The organism is Propionibacterium acidifaciens (assembly GCF_003798325.1).
GTDB classification, from domain to species: domain Bacteria; phylum Actinomycetota; class Actinomycetes; order Propionibacteriales; family Propionibacteriaceae; genus Propionibacterium; species Propionibacterium acidifaciens.
On sequence record NZ_CP033719.1, the window covers coordinates 274755 to 294376 of the forward strand.

Annotated in this window: 14 protein-coding genes and 2 pseudogenes; 4 read left to right on the forward strand and 12 right to left on the reverse strand. The window is 65.9% G+C overall.

Going from position 1 to position 19622, the window contains the following annotated elements:
- Positions 1–15: 15 nt before the first annotated feature.
- Together EGX94_RS01195 and EGX94_RS01200 are read right to left on the reverse strand one after the other, a co-directional pair.
- Entirely contained in the window at positions 16–747 is a 732-nt protein-coding gene (locus EGX94_RS01195; RefSeq protein ID WP_021797142.1) for an IS5/IS1182 family transposase, read from the reverse strand.
- 1303 nt (positions 748–2050) lie between these two features.
- Positions 2051–2368, reverse strand: a complete 318-nt coding sequence (locus EGX94_RS01200) for a hypothetical protein (RefSeq protein ID WP_123825791.1) — start codon at positions 2366–2368, stop codon at positions 2051–2053.
- 54 nt (positions 2369–2422) lie between these two features.
- On the opposite strand from EGX94_RS01200, the gene EGX94_RS14195 reads away from it, so the two are divergent.
- Together EGX94_RS14195 and EGX94_RS13570 are read left to right on the forward strand one after the other, a co-directional pair.
- Entirely contained in the window at positions 2423–2632 is a 210-nt protein-coding gene (locus tag EGX94_RS14195; RefSeq protein ID WP_021797139.1) for a hypothetical protein, read from the forward strand.
- Positions 2633–3299: 667 nt separating this feature from the next.
- Entirely contained in the window at positions 3300–3677 is a 378-nt protein-coding gene (locus EGX94_RS13570) for a transposase (protein ID WP_021797140.1), read from the forward strand.
- Between the two features lie 1270 nt (positions 3678–4947).
- Here EGX94_RS13570 and EGX94_RS01215 read toward each other — a convergent pair.
- A pseudogene (locus EGX94_RS01215) lies at positions 4948–5058 on the reverse strand (IS481 family transposase); the annotation flags it as partial.
- A 65-nt stretch (positions 5059–5123) separates the two neighbouring features.
- Between EGX94_RS01215 and EGX94_RS13575 the strand changes: the two are divergent.
- Positions 5124–6191, forward strand: a complete 1068-nt coding sequence (locus EGX94_RS13575; RefSeq protein ID WP_043120840.1) for an IS630 family transposase — start codon at positions 5124–5126, stop codon at positions 6189–6191.
- A gap of 421 nt (positions 6192–6612) precedes the next feature.
- Here EGX94_RS13575 and EGX94_RS14200 read toward each other — a convergent pair.
- The 3 genes and pseudogenes from EGX94_RS14200 to EGX94_RS01235 form a co-directional block, all read right to left on the reverse strand.
- A pseudogene (locus tag EGX94_RS14200) lies at positions 6613–7182 on the reverse strand (methyltransferase domain-containing protein); the annotation flags it as partial.
- A gap of 18 nt (positions 7183–7200) precedes the next feature.
- A complete protein-coding gene (locus EGX94_RS01230) occupies positions 7201–9573 on the reverse strand; it encodes an FtsX-like permease family protein (protein ID WP_021797061.1) in 2373 nt (790 codons plus the stop codon).
- Positions 9570–10274, reverse strand: coding sequence for an ABC transporter ATP-binding protein (locus tag EGX94_RS01235; protein WP_021797053.1), 705 nt, complete (start codon positions 10272–10274; stop codon positions 9570–9572). The genes EGX94_RS01230 and EGX94_RS01235 overlap by 4 nt, the downstream gene beginning before the upstream one ends.
- 119 nt (positions 10275–10393) lie before the next feature.
- Between EGX94_RS01235 and EGX94_RS01240 the strand changes: the two genes are divergently transcribed.
- Entirely contained in the window at positions 10394–11461 is a 1068-nt protein-coding gene (locus tag EGX94_RS01240) for an IS630 family transposase (protein ID WP_081707345.1), read from the forward strand.
- Here EGX94_RS01240 and EGX94_RS01245 read toward each other — a convergent pair.
- From EGX94_RS01245 to EGX94_RS01270, 6 genes are all read right to left on the reverse strand, one after another.
- The gene (locus EGX94_RS01245) at positions 11407–12528 is read right to left on the reverse strand and encodes a polyprenyl synthetase family protein (RefSeq protein WP_081707346.1); all 1122 of its coding nucleotides are present in this window, start codon (positions 12526–12528) and stop codon (positions 11407–11409) included. The two genes, EGX94_RS01240 and EGX94_RS01245, sit on opposite strands and share 55 nt — an antisense overlap.
- 397 nt (positions 12529–12925) lie before the next feature.
- Positions 12926–13912 carry an IS630 family transposase gene (locus EGX94_RS01250; protein ID WP_226906059.1) on the reverse strand — a complete coding sequence of 329 codons (987 nt, stop codon included), beginning with the start codon at positions 13910–13912 and terminating at the stop codon, positions 12926–12928.
- Between the two features lie 389 nt (positions 13913–14301).
- Entirely contained in the window at positions 14302–14883 is a 582-nt protein-coding gene (locus tag EGX94_RS01255) for a hypothetical protein (RefSeq protein ID WP_123825795.1), read from the reverse strand.
- A gap of 335 nt (positions 14884–15218) precedes the next feature.
- Positions 15219–15662, reverse strand: a complete 444-nt coding sequence (locus EGX94_RS01260; RefSeq protein WP_123825797.1) for a hypothetical protein — start codon at positions 15660–15662, stop codon at positions 15219–15221.
- A gap of 390 nt (positions 15663–16052) precedes the next feature.
- A complete protein-coding gene (locus EGX94_RS01265) occupies positions 16053–17708 on the reverse strand; it encodes a GTPase (protein ID WP_021796544.1) in 1656 nt (551 codons plus the stop codon).
- Positions 17705–19549, reverse strand: coding sequence for a GTPase family protein (locus EGX94_RS01270; protein WP_021796549.1), 1845 nt, complete (start codon positions 19547–19549; stop codon positions 17705–17707). Before EGX94_RS01270 ends, EGX94_RS01265 begins: the two co-directional genes overlap by 4 nt.
- Positions 19550–19622 lie beyond the last annotated feature (73 nt).

The window sequence follows — 19622 nt, forward strand, 5'->3', positions numbered from 1 at the left end:
GCCATACTACGAGGGTTATGCAAAACTGTTTTTGAAGAATTCTAGGGCGATGATGGCCGTGATGGTTTCGGGGAAGGTGTGCAGGGGTCTTCGGTAGCCGGTGTGGAGTGTCCGCCAGGTTTTGAGGTTGGCGATTGCTCGTTCAACCGGGGCGCGTAGCGTGTTGATGGCCTTGTTGTACTGTTTCTGGGTTTCTGTGAGTTCACCGCCGGCAGGTTTTCGTTCCGGGGTGATCATGCCCAGCCCGGTGTAGCCCTTGTCGGCCATCGGCGGGGGGTCGGGGAAGTGGTCGAGCAGGCCGGTGTGCCGGATGGCTTTCGCGTCGTGGGTGGAGCCCGGGGCCGGGTCGGACACCCAGACCAGCCGACCGTCCAGGTCGCAGGCGACCTGGAGGTTCAGGCCGGTGCGGTGGTGCTTGCCCGAGTACAGGCCGGACTGGTCCCGCCAGTTCCAGCACGGCACGAGGGTGCCGTCGACGAGCAGGGTCCGGGACGAGTCGAGGTCGTCCACGGTGGGGATGAAGTCCTCGAGGGCTTCGGCCAAGCGGGGCGTCCACCGGCAGATGGCCCGGGAGACGGAGGACTGGTCCACGTCGAAGGACTCGGCGAGCTCGGCCTGGGTGCGGTTACGTCGGTGATAGACGAGGGTGAGTCTGATTTCCTGTTCGGTGGTCAGCGCCCGGGGCCTGCCTGTTCTCTGCGGGGGACGAGGGTGGGTCTCGATGAGGATCGTGCACAAGGCTGCCATTGCGGCCGCGGAGAAACCTGTTGTATGATACACGTGAGGACCTGTTTTGAGATTTTCGGCCATTGGTTGCTTTATTGTCTCAGGGCAGGTCCTCATTGTCTGTTCCGACACGCCCGGGAGCGGGAATCACCGAAGATTAAAATCAGGAGTTTTGCATAACCCTCTACATAATAATATTATTGGAAGTAAATTTGATGTTTTATTTATTCTTATACTTGATTTTATTTTATGGATAATTTTCATCAATATGTGAGATCCTTGACTGGGATAGTCTTTAGGCATACGAGGGTTACGCAAAACTCTTTGTCTCCATGAGTTGTCCATGTCTCTGTCGGGGCGTCGGAAGCGCGGGGAGGGTTCTGCCGCAGAGATGATTGGGGTAAGCACACCCGATGATCTCCAGACAGGCCCTCGCATGTGTCCTGCAACAGGTTTTCATGGCAGCCACAACGGCCGTCTTGTACACGATCCTTATCGAGACACACCCGCGTTCCTGGTAGAGAACGGGAAGGCCCCAGACACTGACCACCCAACAGGAAACACGGGCCACGATCATCCACCGTCGCCGTACCGCGCCCAAGGGCGAGCTCGCCGAGTCCTTCGGCGCAGGCCGAGCCTCCAAATCTCCCAAACCATCTGCCGGTGGACACCTCGCCCAGGGCGAGGTTCTCGAGGACTTCGCCCCCGCCGTGGAGAACCTCGACCCGTCCCCAACCCTTGTGATTCGTGCGACGGCACCCTCGTGACCTGCCGGACCCAGCAGGACCAGCCCGGCCTCCACCCAAACACCACCCCACCGGCCTCAACCCTTCAAGTCGCCTGCGATCCGACCGGAACCCCGGCCTGGCTACCTGGGCCCGGCCTCGGGCACGACCCACTACGCAAAAGCCCTCCGACTCACCGGTCCCCTCAAGCACTTCCCCGACACCCCCGATAATGGCCGACAATGGCCGCATCGGGCCGGGCATGATCACCCCGGAACGAAAACCCGCCGACGGTGAACCGACAGAAACCCAGAAACAACACAAACAGCCATCAACATGCCACGCGCTCCGGTCAAACGAATAATCGTCAACTCCATAGAACCCGATGAACACACCACACACCCCCTACAGAAGACTCCTCCACACCTTCCCCGAGACCATCACAACAGTCATCGCACCAGAATTTTTCAGAAACAGTTTTGCAAAACCCCTCATACGTACAATTTAATTTATCTTTGGTATATCCGATGAAAGCACTAACGGGATGGTACTATCTGGCAACTTCTTGCTAAAACGAAGCGCACTCAATGCCATACCGCTTATTCCAGCCAAGCGCCGAGCAAGATCGTGTTCGCCCAGTCGGGTGCGATGAGGGCGAATCGACCGCCGCTGAACAGCGCCGGAACCATGGTGGCGAGCATCTGGCCCAGTCCGAAGCACAGCGCGAGGATGATGACCGCGACGGACACCGACATGGCGATGACAGCCAGGCTGGCCCCGATGAGCCCCGCAAGAGCGAGCACGAATGCGCCGCGGCACGTGAGCAGCAGGACCTCCCCCGTCTCGAGGGGCCGATCGCCCGCCGGAGCCGCCGTCGCGACGAGCACGTCGAGGTCGAGGCCATCTGAGCTGTCCAACAGAAGACGATCAGCATCTACCGCCACCCCGACCGGCGCCGGAGCCGCTAGGTCATGACCAGCCTCATCGACTCCATCAGCCAGGCAGCCCCCACCGTGCTGACCGAGGTCACCGCCCTGGCCAGACGCCGGGCCGACATCCTGGTCTGCTTCGAGCGCCTCGGCTCCAGCAACGGGCCCATCGAGGCCGTGTGTGGGTGTGATCCTGGCTGGTCCGGGGTCGGCTGGTCAGGATGGATGCAGGTCGTGTCGATCCGGGTGTGATTCTCGAAGCCATTGGCCCGCTCGTGGTGCTTTTCCGTTCGGTGACCTCATCGGGGGACTGCCCGGCCCCGCAGGTCGTGGCCCATCACGGATTCGCCCCGACGTGACCTCCTCCCGGACAGGCGCCGGCCGCTCAGCGGCCGTGACCGTATCCATCATGAGGACAGGAGCGTCGATCGTCATGGCCGTCGTCGCGCATACCCGCCCGTTCGTCATCGGTGCGGACACCCACGCCCGTGCAACCACGCCATCTCGATCCTGGCCCGCCCGATCGGTGAGATCGTCGATGAGGCGCAGTTCCCCGCCACTGCAGCGGGTCTGTCACGCGCCGTGTCCCGGGCCGCGCGATGCGCCGGTGGCGATGCCGGTGTGCTCTGGGTGCTGGCACCTGTGGGGCGCGTCTGGCGCGTGCCGCATCGGATGCTGGACACGCGGTCGTTGAGGCCCCGCGCATGAACGCCCGCGCGAACCACGGCATCGGCGAGTCCGACTCGGTGGACTACTCCCGCCGCATTGCCGCCGCGGCGCTCCCGCTCCGGGACATGCAGCTGCGCGGACCACGAGCCGACGGTGGCCTCCGCGCCGCCGTCGAGGTGCTGCTGGCCTCCCGCGACCGCATGAGCCCGAGCGCACCGCGACGATCGACGCGTTCACCGCGCTGCTGCGGGTGGTCGGTCCCGGCATCGACGCACGCCACCCGCTCACCGCCACGCGGGTCGTCACGGTCACCGCGTGGAGAACACGCAACGAAGACCTCGCCACCCGAACCGCACGCGGTGGAGCGGTCAGGCTTGCCCAGCGTGTCACAGCACTCGACAACGAGCTCGGGGACGTCACCGAGCGGATCACCGACCTGGCCCGGCGCGGCCCCGCGGCCGCCCTCCTCCACCAGCCCGGGATCGGGCCGGTCGTCGCCGCGGTCGCGCTGACCGCGTGGTCGCACCCGGGGCGTGTCAGGATCGAGGCCGCTTTCGCCGGCCTCGCCGGCGTCGGCCCGATCCCCGCGTCCTCCGGGAACACCGTCCGGCACTCCATCATGGAGTGATATGGGTTTTTAGGCAGTGGTTGATGGGTGGTCTCGGGCTGCTGCCTTGTGCTGTTGTCTCCATTCTGTGTCGACTTGGTCGGGGGTCCGGTGGTCGATCGCCGAGTGGAGACGCTCGTGATCGCATCGTGACCCGGTCCGGGCTGTCACGTCCCGGATCGCATGGTCCCGGGCCGAGCGGACCCCACGGTTCACGAGTTCCTTCCCCGAGACCGCGGTGAACGATTCGGCGGCGGCACTGCCACAGCAGCCACCGGCCCGCCCGACGGACGGGAGGACCCCGCGGCCGGCCATGAACCCCGTGCATCCGGCCGACGCGCATCGAGCCCCCCCGACCCGAGCGGAGGACCCCGACACCACGGATCGGCGGACAGGCCCGGCACGGCCACGGCCGAGGCCCCGGCGACGAGCCCGACGCGCATGCGACCGGCGATCGCGCCCCCGACGACCCCTCCCCCGGGGAGCAATCCACGACGACCGCCAGGTAGGCGAATCCCCGCCGGGCCGGACCATGCGCGACGCCGCCCACCCGCCTCATCCCGGGCGCGGCGGCGACGACGCCCCGGCCAGCCGGCCCGGCCGGCCCGGAAGATCCGGCGCCGGCACGATCCGTCCCGGCCCGTCCCCGAGGCCGACGGGCAACCGGACCCGCCGCCACCACGATCCCGCGGACCACGCCGAGCGAGAGGCCTCGACGCCGCTCCGGGCCGGCCCCGCGCGGACCCGGCGGCAACCGCAGGCCCGTTCAGAGACTCGTCGAAGAACCCGACGATGACGGCCGCCGGGTCCTCCCCCGCCGGGCCGTCGAGGACCCGGGACGGCTCCGCCGGGCGCAGCAGCCGGACCCGGATACCTCCACCCACCGGCACACGGACCGGACGGGGCGGTCGCCTCCTCCGCGGCGGATGCGGCGGCGTCCCACGCCCACCCGGACCCCCGGGCGAAGAAGACCACCGCTCCCTCCAGGAACCCGTTCCCCACGCGGGCCTCCCGGAGCCCCGCCCTCAGACGTCCGATCCCGGCGCGCCCCTCCACGGTCACGGCATCAACGCCGAGACCGGGGTACTCCCTCCGCCATCCTGCGACCCGGCCCCCGACCGCCCGCGCCACAAGACCGTACGATCCGGCCACCCCAGCCACCGGCCCGGACCCCCGGGACGACCCCGAGAACGACCCGCCCCTCAAACCCCGCACCGCATCCCGGCACCGACACGACCCAACCCCACCTCACGATCACTTCCACCCACCGCCCGAAAAACACCAAACACTCCAGTTCGCCGAGCTTCTTCACGTCGACGTGCAGCATTACCCCGGGATGGTCGTGCTCGTAACGCCGCACGGACTCCCCGGTCGCGCGGTCGACATGCGACAGCAGGTTTATGGCTGACATGAAACGAAACCGTATTTTTCGTGGGTTTCCTGTGCCGTTTCGGACATGATCGGGGCATGCAGGTCGGGGTCACCCCGGAAGAAACAGCCGTCCCGGTCAGGTGGAAGAAGCGTTCCGACAATCATGTGCTGGTGCGGATGAAGACCGAGGCGGTCCTGCACGCCTCCCGTGGCGTCGACGTGGGCGTCATCGCTGGGATGGTCGAGCGGACGGAGAGGACCGTGCAGGAGTGGCCGGCCGAGTGGCGGGCCACCAGGATGCGCCGGGTCCCGGCCGGGCATGCGGGGAACCAGGACGCGGCGAAACCCGCCCGCGCCCAGAAGGAAGAACTCGAGACCATCCTGGCCCGGCCGCCCTCCCCGGCGGGTGTCCACGCCGAGTTCCGGGACGCCCCGGCCCTGCGCGAGGTCGTGAAGACCCTGTCCGACGCCGAACACCAGTCGGACCCCTCCCACCGGCTGCTCCCGCCCCTGTGCGGGCCGAACCCCGAACCGCCCGACCCGTTCGACAAGCACCGCAACGAGAAAGCCACCACCAGACGCGCGGCCGAGGCGACGACCCGAGTCAAGGCCCTGTTGGACGCCGGCTGGAAGGTCTACACGGCAGACGAGGCCCGCCCCGAGCACGAGGCCCGGACCCGCCGCATGCAGCCCCCCAGAGGACAACGCACCAGACCGTCCGTGGACCGGCAGAAGACGTCCCAGTCCTTCCCCGGCGCCCTCCCCCCGACCAGCAAAACAGTCACGCCGTACCCGATCGAGCAGAACCAGAACACCTGGCAGACAATCCTCGCGCTGGAACGACTCCAACGAGAAACCGAGGCCGGCAAGACCGCGGTCGTCCCGGACAACGCACGATCCCACCACGCGAAAGCATTGACCGCCCTCCACGAGCCCGGCCGGCTGCTGGAACGCATCACACCGATCCATCCGCCGCCGTACGCGCCCGACCACAACCCGGCCGAGCACGTCCAGAACACGGCCAAGAACAACACCGCCACCATCCAGCACGAGACCCCCGAAGAAACCCTCGGAGCATCCGCCCCATACATCGCCGGCCGCACCGTCGACTACGACTTCGAGCACCTCCCACCCCGCGAAACCAGAAACGATTTTGTTTCATGACGGTCATAATGTTGGGAGCGCCGAATCCCTTGGTCTCGTACCATCCGATAACCTCCTGACTGCCGCGGCGGAACCGGTAGCGTGGCATGACGTTGTCGAACGACAGAAACACTGCCGAGCGGGTCATCTCGGCCCGGTTGTGGAAAACCGGGTAGATCTCAGGCGGGAAGATCTGACAGTTCCGTTTGTGCTCGCGCACGAGGAAATCCTTAATTTGATTAGAGAACATCTTTACATAGAAGCGGCACCATACCATGACCAACGGGCTGGGCAGCTTACTGCCCAGCCCCGCGAAGTGACGGTCCCGCTGTCGGTATAGACCGTCCAAAAACGAATCCTCCCCCTCGCGGGGGTACAACCAGACGAACAGTCTCCCTTCTGGTTCGACCAAGTCGGCAACCTTATCGAAGGCAGCTTGGGTTGACCTGGTGTGGTGGAGGACGCCGATGTTCACCACTTGGTCGAACACTCCAGCCAACAACGGCGGTCGCAGCACGCCACCTTGAATGAAGTGTAGGTTAGCGACGTCACCGAAATGGGCTGCGATTTGCCTGATCGCAGTTGATTGGTCGATTGCCACCACTTGGTGCTGGGGATAACGCACCGCCAGCTCGGCTGATTTCTCGGCCGAGCCACAGCCTGCATCCAAAATCCACTGCTGTTGTCCGGCGGTATCCAGGTGACTGAAGAAGATCTGCGACATCCACTCGACGGGCTGGGGAATCCGGTAGCCATAGATCACACCAGTTTCCTCGCCTGCACCGCTCTGACGGACTCGCCACTGGAAGCTGAACCCCTTGACTGAGTGGCGGTCCAGATTTTCCTCCACCAGCATGCGTGGAACAGAATCGATGATGGCATACGACCGTTCACAGCCTAAACACTTCAGCGTCCCTGATTCAATCTGCGAACCGTCTGTCGCCGAGGACACGAACACCACCGCCGAACCGCAGGCAGGGCACCGCAGAACCGTCAACAAAGTGCATCGCATGACAGTTTCTTTCTCATGTCAGCCTATCCCTCGCTCGCGGTTTCCTGGATTGCTGGCGCGCAGCGCCCACTGGGCCAGTGGCAACGCGGCGAGCGGTAGGAGAACGAGCCCAGGAACGAAGGTGATCAAGAATGGTTGAGCCGACAACTGAGTGTTGATGTTGAACCATGCATTCGAGATGCGCTCGTCGAGCAGCCGCGAAACCAGCCAGGCAACCGGGAAGGCGATCACGATACTGACCAGCCCGAGCAGCGACGCCTCCATGACCACCGTGCTGCGAATCGCCCGGTTGCGGAAACCGAGCAGGCTGAGCAACGAGTACTCACGCCTCCGCTCCAGGATCGTGTAGCCAAGACACGCCCCAACGAACAACAGCGCCACCGCAATGCTCGTCAGTGCACCGAGCCACAGCAAGGCTGTGATCTGGTCGGAAGAAGCGACAATCAGCTTGACTATCTCTTCCTTGCTCAGAGCCTGCTGCACCACCAATTCCGAGTTCAGTGCATCGGCGGTCGAGGCAATCTCGCCAGGTGGGGCCTTGACCAGGGCACCCGAGAACCGGTCACTCCCCGTGAGGGAGCTCGCGAACTCCAGCGTCGAGCGAACCTCACCGGGTAACGCAGACGACATGATCCCCGCTACCAGTGCCTCGTGCTCAGTTCCGGTCGAGTTCACCGTGAGGGCATCGCCCGGTTCAAGCGCCAACTGGTGAGCAAGCCCGGCCTCTATGACCACGCCATCCGGATCGGATTCGGAGATGTCAGAGCCTTCGACAAGAGTCACCTTGTGCCAGGTATTCTTCGGGTCGAAGCCGCCGATCATAAGGTTCTCGATGGCCGAACCGTTGGTCGCCTGGGCCACCGTCTTGATGATAGGCGTCCACTCGCTCACGCCAGTCTCCGTCATGAGGGCTGCCGCCTGAGCGTTTGACTGTGGCTGGGCGAAGTCGACAGTCAGGTCCCACTGGTTGCCGTCAACAGCCGACCGAGAAGTGGCGATCACCGAGGAATACGACAGGAAATAAGCCGCCGTCAGGCCAAAACCGATCGCGATGGCCAGCACGGTCAGAGCAGACACCCGCGGGTTGCGCTGGATGTTTCTGACTGAAAGGCGGGTTGTAGTGCTTGTCACCAGAGCCCCCAGCCGGGCCTTTTTAATTCGGCCGCTGCGAGCGGTATCGATAGTGCGGGTCATGGCATCGCGCGGCGACATCCGGAAGATCCCTACGAAGGCGAGCGCTGCGCCGAGCCCGTACACGACCCCTGTGCCAGCACAACCGATGGCGATCATCACGGGGTCAAGGATGAACGGCACACTCGGCAACCCGACCGAGGATGCGAAGTTCCCCAGGAATACACGCCCCACGAATATCGATCCCAACAAACCTATCAGGATTGTCCAAGCGGCCAACCACATGTAGGGCAGCACGTAGGCGCGGGCCACTGCGGCGGGTTCGTGACCCTGCACGAGCAGTACTGCGATGCTCTTGCGCTCTCGCGCAATCCACTGCGCCGAGAGGAACATCGACACAACGGCAGCCGACAGCGCTCCCACCAGCACCATCAGGGGGATGACGATGCCGAAGACGTCCAAGTTCTTCTCGACGTACTGGTAGGAAAACTGCTCATCCTGCTTCATGACGTAGGCCCCGGTCAGGTGCTGCGCGGCGGCCTCATCGAGAACGACCTGCCGGGCGGCGTCGAGATCCTGGCCTGGCTCGAAGTTGAAAACGACGCTGTTCACGGTCGACGACGACGGCGGCAGATAGACCACCCCCATGGAACCCTTGGCTGAGACGAACAGGCTCGTATTGAGCGGGGCGATGAGGAACTCAGGGTCTCGGACGACCCCGCGCACGGTCACGGTTCGCGTGGTACCGCCAACCTCGATGTTCAGTGAGTCACCAACGCCGACCGAGTGGTACTTCGCCATGCCTTGGTCGATCAATACACCAGACTCGTCATCCTGCGCAAGAAGGGCCCCCTCAAGAGGTGTCAGAATATTCAACCGAGTCCCTGCCCACACCGAATCGGTAGAGATTACGGTCAGCGCTAGGTCACCGGATCCAGCCAGCCTCGTGCGTCCGGACAGGATCTGGCGGGACGCACTATCGGCCAGCCCGGGCAGCCCATCAAAATGCGGCAACGGCTGGTTTGGCGAGGGAGTGAACCTCAGTTCCATGTCTGCGAGCTGACCGTCGGAATACCAGGTGTCGCGCGCCTTCGTGACACTCGACATGGCCGAGTACTCACCGACCAACATCGAAAAAGCCACGGACGCGACTGCAATCAACAACATCAGCCGACCGACCACCGACCAGGCAGAGCCGAGGGCAAATTTCTGCAATGAGCTGAGCGGAAGGAACCGGGCAGGATTGTGGATCTGGATCATGAGTGACTGACCTCGATGGCGCCATCGCGCATCTCCCAGGTCTCGGTGGCATAGCCGATGACGATCGGATCGTGGGTGGCGACGACGATCGTGGTGCCGATCTGCTGTTGCAACCTGGCCAGGCAATCGAGTATCTGCGTTGCATTCTTGTGATCGAGAGCACCGGTTGGCTCATCGGCCAGGATCACGGGAGGCCGCTTGACCATCGCCCGGGCAATCGAAACGCGTTGCTGCTCGCCACCGGACATCTGGGCAGGAAAGTTGTTGGCAAGGTGTGAGATCCCGACTGCGTCCAACATGGCCATCGACTGCTCGCGTCGCTCTGTAATTGCCTTGCCCAGCGGCTCAAGCGCAGCAGACACATTCTCCAGAGCAGTGAGGGTGGGCAGGAGGTTGAAGAACTGAAAGATGAAACCGATGGTCCTGGCCCGGAAGGCAGTGCGTTGCCTGCGCAGCAAGGTGCCCAGGTTTGCCCCACTCACCTCAACCGTGCCTGAATCGAACACCTCAATACCCCCCAAGATGTTGAGCAGGGTCGATTTGCCGCTACCTGAGACGCCCCGCAGAGCAATGTAACTGCCCTGCTCGGAGAAAACCGAAACGTTGTCGAGCACCTTCAGGCCGCGGGCGGGCCCGGGGTATGTCTTGGTCAGTGAACTGACGCGGATGACCCCGCGACTGGTTTCAACGGTGGTGGTCATGGGGATGTCTCCTCTCACCGATCACGGTTCGAAAGATATGAAATGAAATTGTATGGCCGTCATGAAACGAAACCGTATTTTTCGTGGATTTCCTGTGCTGTTTCGGATATGATTGGGACATGCAGGTTGAGGTCACCGGGGAAGAAACCGCCGTCCTGATCAGGTGGAAGAAGCGCGCGGACAATTATGTGTTGGTGCGGATGAAAGCAGAAGCGATCCTGTACGCTTCTCGAGGCGTTGATGTGAGCATCATCGCTGAAATGGTTGAGCGCAGCGTGAAAACCATCCGGGAGTGGCTGGCCGGTTGGCGGGACAGCAGGATGTGCTCGGTGCTGACCGGGCATGCGGGGAACCAGAACGCGGCGAAACTCACCCGTGCCCAGAAGGAAGACCTCAAGGCCGTCTTGGCCCAGCCGCCCTCACAGTCCGGGATTGATGCCGAGTTCTGGGACGTCCCAGCGATACGTGACGTCGTGAAGATCCTGTTCGATGTCGAGTACGAGTCAGATTCTTCGTACCAGCTGCTCCTGCGGTTCTGCGGGCTGAGTTTCAAGCTGCCGGACCCGTTCGACAAGCACCGCGACGAGCAGGCCGTCACCAGGCGCATGGTCGAGGTGAAAGCCCAGGTCAAGGACCTGTTGGACGCCGGTTGGGAGGTGTACGCGGCAGACGAGGTGCGCCTGGAGCATGAGGCCGAGACCCGCCGCATGTGGCTCCCGAAAGGACAGCGCACCAAACTGTCCGTGGACCGGAAGAAGACGTCCCAGTCGTTCTTCGGTGCTCTCTCGTTGACCAGCAAGAAGGTCAAGTTGTATCCGATCGAGGGGAACCAGAACACCGAGCAGACAATCCTCGCGCTGGACCGACTTCAACGCGAAACCGACACCGAGAAGATCGCGGTCGTCCTCGACAACGCCCGGTTCCACCACGCCAAGATGCTGACCGGTCTCTACGAGCCCGGTCAACTGCTGGAACGCATCACCCCGATTCATCTGCCACCGTATGCGCCCGACCACAACCCGGTCGAGCACGTCTGGAACACGGCCAAGAACAACATCGCGAACATCCAGCGCGAGACCCCCGAAGAAACCTTCGGCGCGTTCGCCTCATACATCACCGGCCGCACCTTCGACTACGACTTCGAACACCTCCCACCCCGCGACACCGAAAACGATCTTGTTTCATGACCGCCATACCACAGCTCATGATCATCGCCGCGGAGGAAGTCCACGTCGGAGATGATGCGCAAACAGGTTTCCAAGTGCTGGTCTGCGATTTCTCGCGCCTCGGCGAGCGCACCATACTCTTGCATGATGCCGACCGCGTTTCGCAACTCGGACTGGTCGGTCGTGTTTGCCCGCAGAATACGGACCAGTTCAGAAGCACGGTTGCGGTCAGCTCGTCGCAGTGTGAGCAGTACTTGCGGCGTCACCTTGCCCGCGGTGATGTCCTCGGCGGTAGTCTTGCCCCATTCTTCGCTCACGGGAGCCACGTTGAGCTGGTCATCGATCACTTGGAAAGCCAGCCCGATCTCCTCACCGAGTCTCGAGTAAGCCGTGAATGCCCGGTCGTCGGCATTGGCTATACTCGCGCCGATCTTGAGTGGCATTCGACAGGTGTAGGAAGTCGAGCGATGCAACACCGACTGCAGATACTCGAGTGGATCGTGATCCATGGTTTTCTCGGACGGCCACATCGTATCGATAGTGGTGCCAAGACCAATCACCCAGTGCTCCCAGGCAAGCTCGCGTCCCAGCCGCCTCCTTGAGCTGTCATGCAAGTCCGACTTGGAGTTGGCCAGGATGAAGAAGCACATGTTCAGCCAGGATGATCCGAGCGCTCCCGCCGTGCGAATGCCAACCATTCGATGCACGGTCGGCTCACCGCAGCGCAGGTCAGAGTCATCGGCGATGTCATCCAGCACCAGCGAGGATGAGTGGATCATCTCGGCCATTGCCACGAGACTGGGGGCCTTCACCGGGTCAGCGCCCAAAGAGCGGGCAGTCAAGCAGACCAGCACCGGCCGGATCATCTTGCCAGTCCGATTCAGGTAGGAGCGGAAGGGCTCGTACCAGTCGCGGACCAGCAACTCGGTCATCTCGTCAGCCAGATCGGTTCCGGCCAGTTCGCGGATCGCCTCAGCAGCGCCCCACCGATCAACGGTTTCCAAGACAGCCTGCCGGATGAAAGGCAGCCAGACCATGTACTGCTCGGCCCAAGCGCCGGTCATTCCGGGGGCGCGGGTGACGCTCATGGACTAACTCCTATTATTTCGTAGAGCCGAGGGGCGACAAGCCTGGTGAATTTGAGAACCGCCTGATCCGCTCCTGGCAGGGAACGCTTGGCGAATCCGAGAGCCAGACACATTTGCTCAGCGGCGAGCGCGGCCAAGTCGGCATCCACTCGCAGAAACGCTTCAGGCAGACGGGTCTCGTCCGAAACGACAGATTCCTCCACGACTGCGTCCGGCACCGATCGAGAGATGGCATCCAAACGCAGCGCTGCCCCAAGGTGCCGACAGGCTGCGGCCAACACGATGCCCGCCTGCGGCTGCCCAACGACAGCAACGGCCGTGTGACCCACTAATCCGAAGGAAGCGGAGGGCTCCGTTGACAGCAGATGGCCACGCAACCTTTGATAATCTATGGCTGTCATGGAGCAGGATCGTTTCTGGTTTCGCGGGGTGGGAGGTGCTCGAAGTCGTAGTCGACGGTGCGGCCGGCGATGTATGGGGCGGATGCTCCGAGGGTTTCTTCGGGGGTCTCGTGCTGGATGGTGGCGGTGTTGTTCTTGGCCGTGTTCCGGACGTGCTCGGCCGGGTTGTGGTCGGGCGCGTACGGCGGCGGATGGATCGGTGTGATGCGTTCCAGCAGCCGGCCGGGCTCGTGGAGGGCGGTCAATGCTTTCGCGTGGTGGGATCGTGCGTTGTCCGGGACGACCGCGGTCTTGCCGGCCTCGGTTTCTCGTTGGAGTCGTTCCAGCGCGAGGATTGTCTGCCAGGTGTTCTGGTTCTGCTCGATCGGGTACGGCGTGACTGTTTTGCTGGTCGGGGAGAGCGCGCCGGGGAAGGACTGGGACGTCTTCTGCCGGTCCACGGACGGTCTGGTGCGTTGTCCTCTGGGGGGCTGCATGCGGCGGGTCCGGGCCTCGTGCTCGGGGCGGGCCTCGTCTGCCGTGTAGACCTTCCAGCCGGCGTCCAACAGGGCCTTGACTCGGGTCGTCGCCTCGGCCGCGCGTCTGGTGGTGGCTTTCTCGTTGCGGTGCTTGTCGAACGGGTCGGGCGGTTCGGGGTTCGGCCCGCACAGGGGCGGGAGCAGCCGGTGGGAGGGGTCCGACTGGTGTTCGGCGTCGGACAGGGTCTTCACGACCTCGCGCAGGGCCGGGGCGTCCCGGAACTCGGCGTGGACACCCGCCGGGGAGGGCGGCCGGGCCAGGATGGTCTCGAGTTCTTCCTTCTGTGCGCGGGCGGGTTTCGCCGCGTCCTGGTTCCCCGCATGCCCGGCCGGGACCCGGCGCATCCTGGTGCCCCGCCACTCGGCCGGCCACTCCTGCACGGTCCTCTCCGTCCGCTCGACCATCCCAGCGATGACGCCCACGTCGACGCCACGGGAGGCGTGCAGGACCGCCTCGGTCTTCATCCGCACCAGCACATGATTGTCGGAACGCTTCCTCCCCCCCGACCAGGACGGCGGTCTCCTTCCGGGGCGACCCCGACCCGCACGCCCCCACCGCATCCGAAACAGCACAGGAAACCCACGAAACATACGATTCCGTTTCATGCCAGCCGTACAAACAGCCTTTTGAATAATCCTCTTGGTCGCAGCACTCTCTGCGAACACAGTGAAGCTTATTCACAGGAGTCGTCCGCAGGAGCGTTTCCCCTTGTCAGGTCTCGCCCTGTCGTGCTGTGAATAAACCTCCATGGATCCGCGGGCACCGTGAGCAGGCCTCGAGGCGTCGGGTGGGGTCGCCCGGCTGGAGCTGCGGGGGGCCCCGCGCATGGTCCCGGTCCGTGTGCTCTCGGGTGTCATCGGTCCGGTTCGGTGAGGACGGAGACGAGCTCGATGACGGTGACGGCACGAGCACCGGCGGGCCGGGTGACGGTGTCGGTCCCGGACCGGCCGGCGGCGGTCCATGAGACGTTCCAGGTACGGGTCGCTGTGACCGTGTACTCGCCGGTGTGTTCCCAGGCGTGCCCGCAGTACGGGGACGGGGCATTGACCCCGTCCGGGTTGCGGTACGGGACCGTACGGCGACAGGCCTGACGGCGGCCGTCGCCGGTGTCCACGGTGAGCAGCCCAGGAGAGGCGGTGATGTCGATGGTCAGGCCATCAGCAGTGGCACTGGTGCGGAGAACACCCGGGTCCGGGGCGTGGAACCAGGTGTGGAACCCCACAGCGGTGGCGCCCCACTCGTTGGCGGCGGGGTCCGGGTCGAGAAGAAGACCCGGCTCGGTCAGGGTGAGCGAGGCGATCGCCCGGCGGGCGGCCTCGGCGGGGTCCACGGCCGGGCCGGCGGCCGGGCCGCCACCGGCCGGGGCGTCCGGGCCGGTGGTGCGGAAGACCGGGTAGAGGCAGCTGGTCGTGACGGCCGGGTCGGGATCGGCCACGAGCCGGCGGCACTCCTCGACACGAGCATCCCCACCGCCCCCGGAGCCGGCCGGGGCCCATCCCCCGGCCGCCGCCGGGGCCCACTGCCCGCCCGGCCCCTCGGAAACCACCGGAACGAACCCGCCACCAGCGCCGGCGGCATCGCCGGCAGACCGATAAGCATCCGACGCCGACACCGAATAATCAGAACCAGAATCAGACACAGACACGTTTCCCGTGAAGTTACTTCTCCCTTGGCTGTCACATGCGCCTGATGCCACATCGCATGCGTGGGCGGAATCCTGGACTGCAATAGGGGCCGCCAAAGAAATGACGGCGGCCAAACAAGAAATAGTCACGCGACGGTGCATGAATCAGCTCCTCTCGCAGTACTGGAGTAGATCTTAATCTTGTCGTCGACATCATATTTGAAGAATACGTTGTTGATGTCGTATCCGCCGGCCACGAAATTCCCGTCGGCGTCGACGAGGGGACTCGCCGTGGAGTCGATGCACACGCTCAGGGAGACGAGGGAATCCGAGGGCGGGTCATCGGGCACCTGCTCCAGGACCGTGTACTGCGACCGTGTCCCTTCCTGCATCCGCACACGACGCTCGGCCATCTGGGCGAGGACCGTGTTCTCCGACTTCGCGTACCAACCCATGATGTACTGGTTCATCTCGACGGGGACACCATTGACCCCGCCCTCGAGAAAAGCCCGCTGCTCCAACTCGAAATACGCCCGGTAGACCCGCTCGGCCTCCGCGTACAACTCGTCCTGAGACAACGACGCCGACACCGACACAGACGACGCCGGCGCCGCCGGGCCGGCAGACCCCCGCCGGCCGCACGCCGACACCACGACCACCGCGCAGAACACACCCAGGACCACAGCCCGGCACCATCGCCGACTCACGGAACAACCTCCACAGGGGGCGGGAAGCACACGACACCGCCATCGTCCCATGCCCGCCCCCACACCGGAAGACCTGTGGAAAACCCCACCGCCCACCAGCCGGCCACCCCCGCAGACCCAACCGAACCCGACAACTACCCGAACCGCCCAAACCGAGAACCCAACCGGAAACGAGAAGAAGGCACCCGGAGACCAACCGAGCGCTGTCCTGACAGCAGAACAACACAACCGACCCGCCACGAACCCGACCGACCGTCATGAACCGCCCGGCGATCAGTTCTTCGGCGCCGCCCTCCGCACGGCGACGAGCGCATCGCGGTGGCGCTCCAGCTCGGCCTCGATGGGGTCGATGACCGCCCGGTCGGAGACCTCCGAGACGGCGTCCACGAGGGCGTCGACGGCCCTGCGCTGGGCCGCGCGGGCGCCCGCGGCGACACCGAACCGGGCGAGGACGCCGAGCACGATGCCCGCGATCGATCCCCCGCCGGCCAGCACGACCGGCGCCGGGATGCCCCACCAGCCGGGCGCGGGGATCGTACCCATCCCGAGGTGCTCGAGCAGCAGGTCGATGCCGAGCCATCCGAGGCCGACGATGACGGCGGCCATGAGCAGCCACTGGAGGAGGCGCACGATCCGCCACCACCATTGCCCCTTGCCGAGCTCGAGATCGGCGCCCGCCACGGCCCGGTCGAGCTCGGCCGGCAGCTGGTCGGAGCGGGCCTTCGAGGCGGCCCGCACGGCATCGGCCCAGCCCTGCGGCAGACCGCGCGAGGAGTCGTCGCTGAGGGCGCGCAGCGCCGTGCCGACCCGAGCCTGCTCGACGCCGCCGGTGGCCGTCTGCAGGCTGGTGCGCTCGATCACCGTCGGGCCGGGCGGCTCCTCGTCGAGATCCTTCCGCCTGCCCGCCGGGAGGTCGAGGTGCAGGCGGCGCAGCGGGTCCGGGCGCAGCCGCTGGACCCACGAGACGAACGGCCAGCCGGTGGCGGCCCTGCCGCGGCGGCTCATCGAGGTGAGCACGGCCTCGCCGACGCGCTCGACGCCGGCGGCACGGGCCAGCGCCGCGTCCAGCTGCTTCACGCGGTCGGAGTTGACGTTGGCCGGGACGTCCCCGCCGATGCCCTCGGACAGCGCCGCGGCGGCCGAGGTGATGTCGTCGCCGAGGCGGGCCGAGGCGGCCCGCTTGGTCCGGACGGTCCCGGTCAGCCGGTCGAGCAACTCGTCGACGCCCGCGCCCGTGAGCGCCGAGGTGCACAGCAGCGGCACCTCGCGCAGCCCCTCCGAGTCGAGGAGCCTGCGCAGGTCGCCGGTGGCCTGGTCCAGCTGCGGGCCCGTGAGACGGTCGGCCTGGTTGAGGACGACGACCATGACGTCGGCGTGATCGGCCATCGGACGCAGATAGCCCTCGTGCAGGGCCGCGTCGGCGTACTTCTGCGGGTCGACGACCCAGACGAGCATGTCGACGAGGGCGACCAGGCGGTCGACCTCCAGCCGATTCTCGCGCTCGGTCGAGTCGTGATCGGGCAGGTCGAGAAGCACGAGGCCGTCGAGCCCCTTGCCGGGGCCCACGTTCGTACGGACCGGGACGCGGAGCCAGTCGAGGAGACGATCGGGGTTCGACGGACCCCAGCACGCCGCCATGGCGCGTCTCGTGGTGGGCCGCTGCACGCCGCTCCGAGCGAGCTGGGCGCCGGCGAGGGCGTTGAACAGGCTGGACTTGCCGGAGCCGGTGGCTCCGGCGAGGGCGACGATCGTGTTGTCGCCGCTGAAGGCCAGCCGCTGGTCCGCCCTCTCGGTGATGCCCTTCACGTAGTCGACGACGTCGTCCTCGACGCGCCCCTCACTGAGCGCGGCCGCCTCGGACAGGGCGCCGATGCGCTCGCTCAGCCGGGTGAGCGCGGCCCTGCGTCTGCGTTCCGACCCGAGGTTCATGAGCGCTCCCCCGTCTCGTCGATGATCTCGGCATCCACGACGGAGCCCGCCCCGTCGGCGTCGACCCGTTCGATCCGCACCGACTCGCGCGGGGCCCCGACCGGCGGATCCTGCTGTTCGCCCGCGGTGATCTGCGCCGGGTCGGACGGACGGCCGGCCCTCACGTCCTCGACGGCGGCGACGGCGGCCTCGAGGCGGGCCGCGGCGGACTCGTCCACCCCGAGTTCGTCGAGCAGCGAGCGGTAGCGCTCGAGCTCGGAGTCCATGAGTCGCACGACGCGCGTGTCGAGGTACTTCTTGGCGGTGTTGGCCAAACGCCGCACCGCGTCGTCGCCGAAGATCGACTCGAGAAGGCGCTGGGCGACGACGGTGGTGCCCCCGGCGACCCCGATCTCGGCGCCGGTCAGACCGGCGGTGTGGGCGAAGATGACGATCATGAGCGCGGCGCCGACACCGTTGACGCCGGCCGCGGCGACCCGCGCAGTGGTGCGCCTGCCCTTGCCCTGCTCGGTGACGAGGGCGAGCACGTCGGCCTGCCAGTCGCGGATGGCGGCCCGGGCGCGCTCGTCGAGACCCTCGGAGGCCCGGGCGAGCTCGGGGTGGGCGGCGACGAGCTCGCGTCCGGCCGGGTTGGCGCGCCAGGCGACGCCCGCCCGCTCCGCGGCGGCCCGCCCCTGCTCGATGATGAGGGCCTCCAGGCCGGACCCGGCCGCGGCCGAGGCCTGGAGGGCCTGCGAGGGCTCGCCCTTGAACAGGGCGGTGAGCCGGTCGCGCAGTCGGCTGATCCTGCTGTCGATGGCCCTCGTGAACTCGCTCGTGCCGACGTAGTCCTGCCAGCGGGTGAGCACCTCGCCGCGCAGTAGCGTGCCGTCGGCGGAGCGGACGCTCACGGCGCGGGCCGCCTCGTCGAAGGCCGTCTCGGCGTCGTGGCGCAGCTGGTCGGCGACGCCCGCCTGGTCCCGTACGGCCCCGGCCAGGGTGCGGGACTGCTCCGTCATGGCGCGCACGGCGCCGTCCAGGGTCCGGGCGACGACGCCGTCGCGGCGCTGGTTGTCGACGGCCAGCGAGGCCAGATGGGCGCGGATCGGCGCGACGGCCGCATCGGGCAGCAGCCCGGCCTCGTCGACGACGGTCTCGGGAACGGCGAACAGCGGCGATTCGGCAAGACCGCGCTCGCTCATGAGACGCGCCAGGTCACCGGGCACCAAGTTCATGCCGGCCGGCGGGATCCGGTTGCAGACCACGGCGACGGCGGCACCGCGCTCGGCGGCCGAAGTGAGGAACTGCCACGGCACGGCATCGGCGTAGCGCGCTGCCGAGGTGACGAACAGCCACAGGTCGGCGGCCTGCAGCAGCTGGGAGGCGAGCCGCCGGTTGGCCTGCGAGACCGAGTCGATGTCGGGGGCGTCGAGCAGCGCCAGGCCCCTGGGCAGGCTCGGTTCGGGCACCAGCTGGATGGAGCTCGTGCCGGTCGAGCTGACGTTGGTGCGGGCCAGGCCCGGCAGGATGCGCTCGTCGGCGAACCAGTCCTGCTCGGCGGGGTTGAAGACCAGCACCGGGCTCATCGTCGTGGGGCGGATGACGCCCGAGCGGGACACCTCGCGGCCGATGAGCGTGTTGACCAGCGTGGACTTGCCCGCCCCGGTGGAGCCGCCGACGACGGCCAGCAGCGGGGCCTCGAGATTGGCCAGGCGCGGAAGCACATAGTCGTCGAGCTGGTCGAGCAGGGCCCGGCGCCGCGCCCGATGCTCCCCGACCGAGGGGCCGGGCAGGGGGAGGCGGACGGACTCAAGTGCGCCGCGCAGTCCCTTCAACGCGCTGGCGAGCTCTGTGGCACCCATGCAGATTCCTTTCCGCCGCAGCACAGCAGGTGCGGGCCTGGGCCGGGCCCGCACGGACGGTGCGGGCCGACTC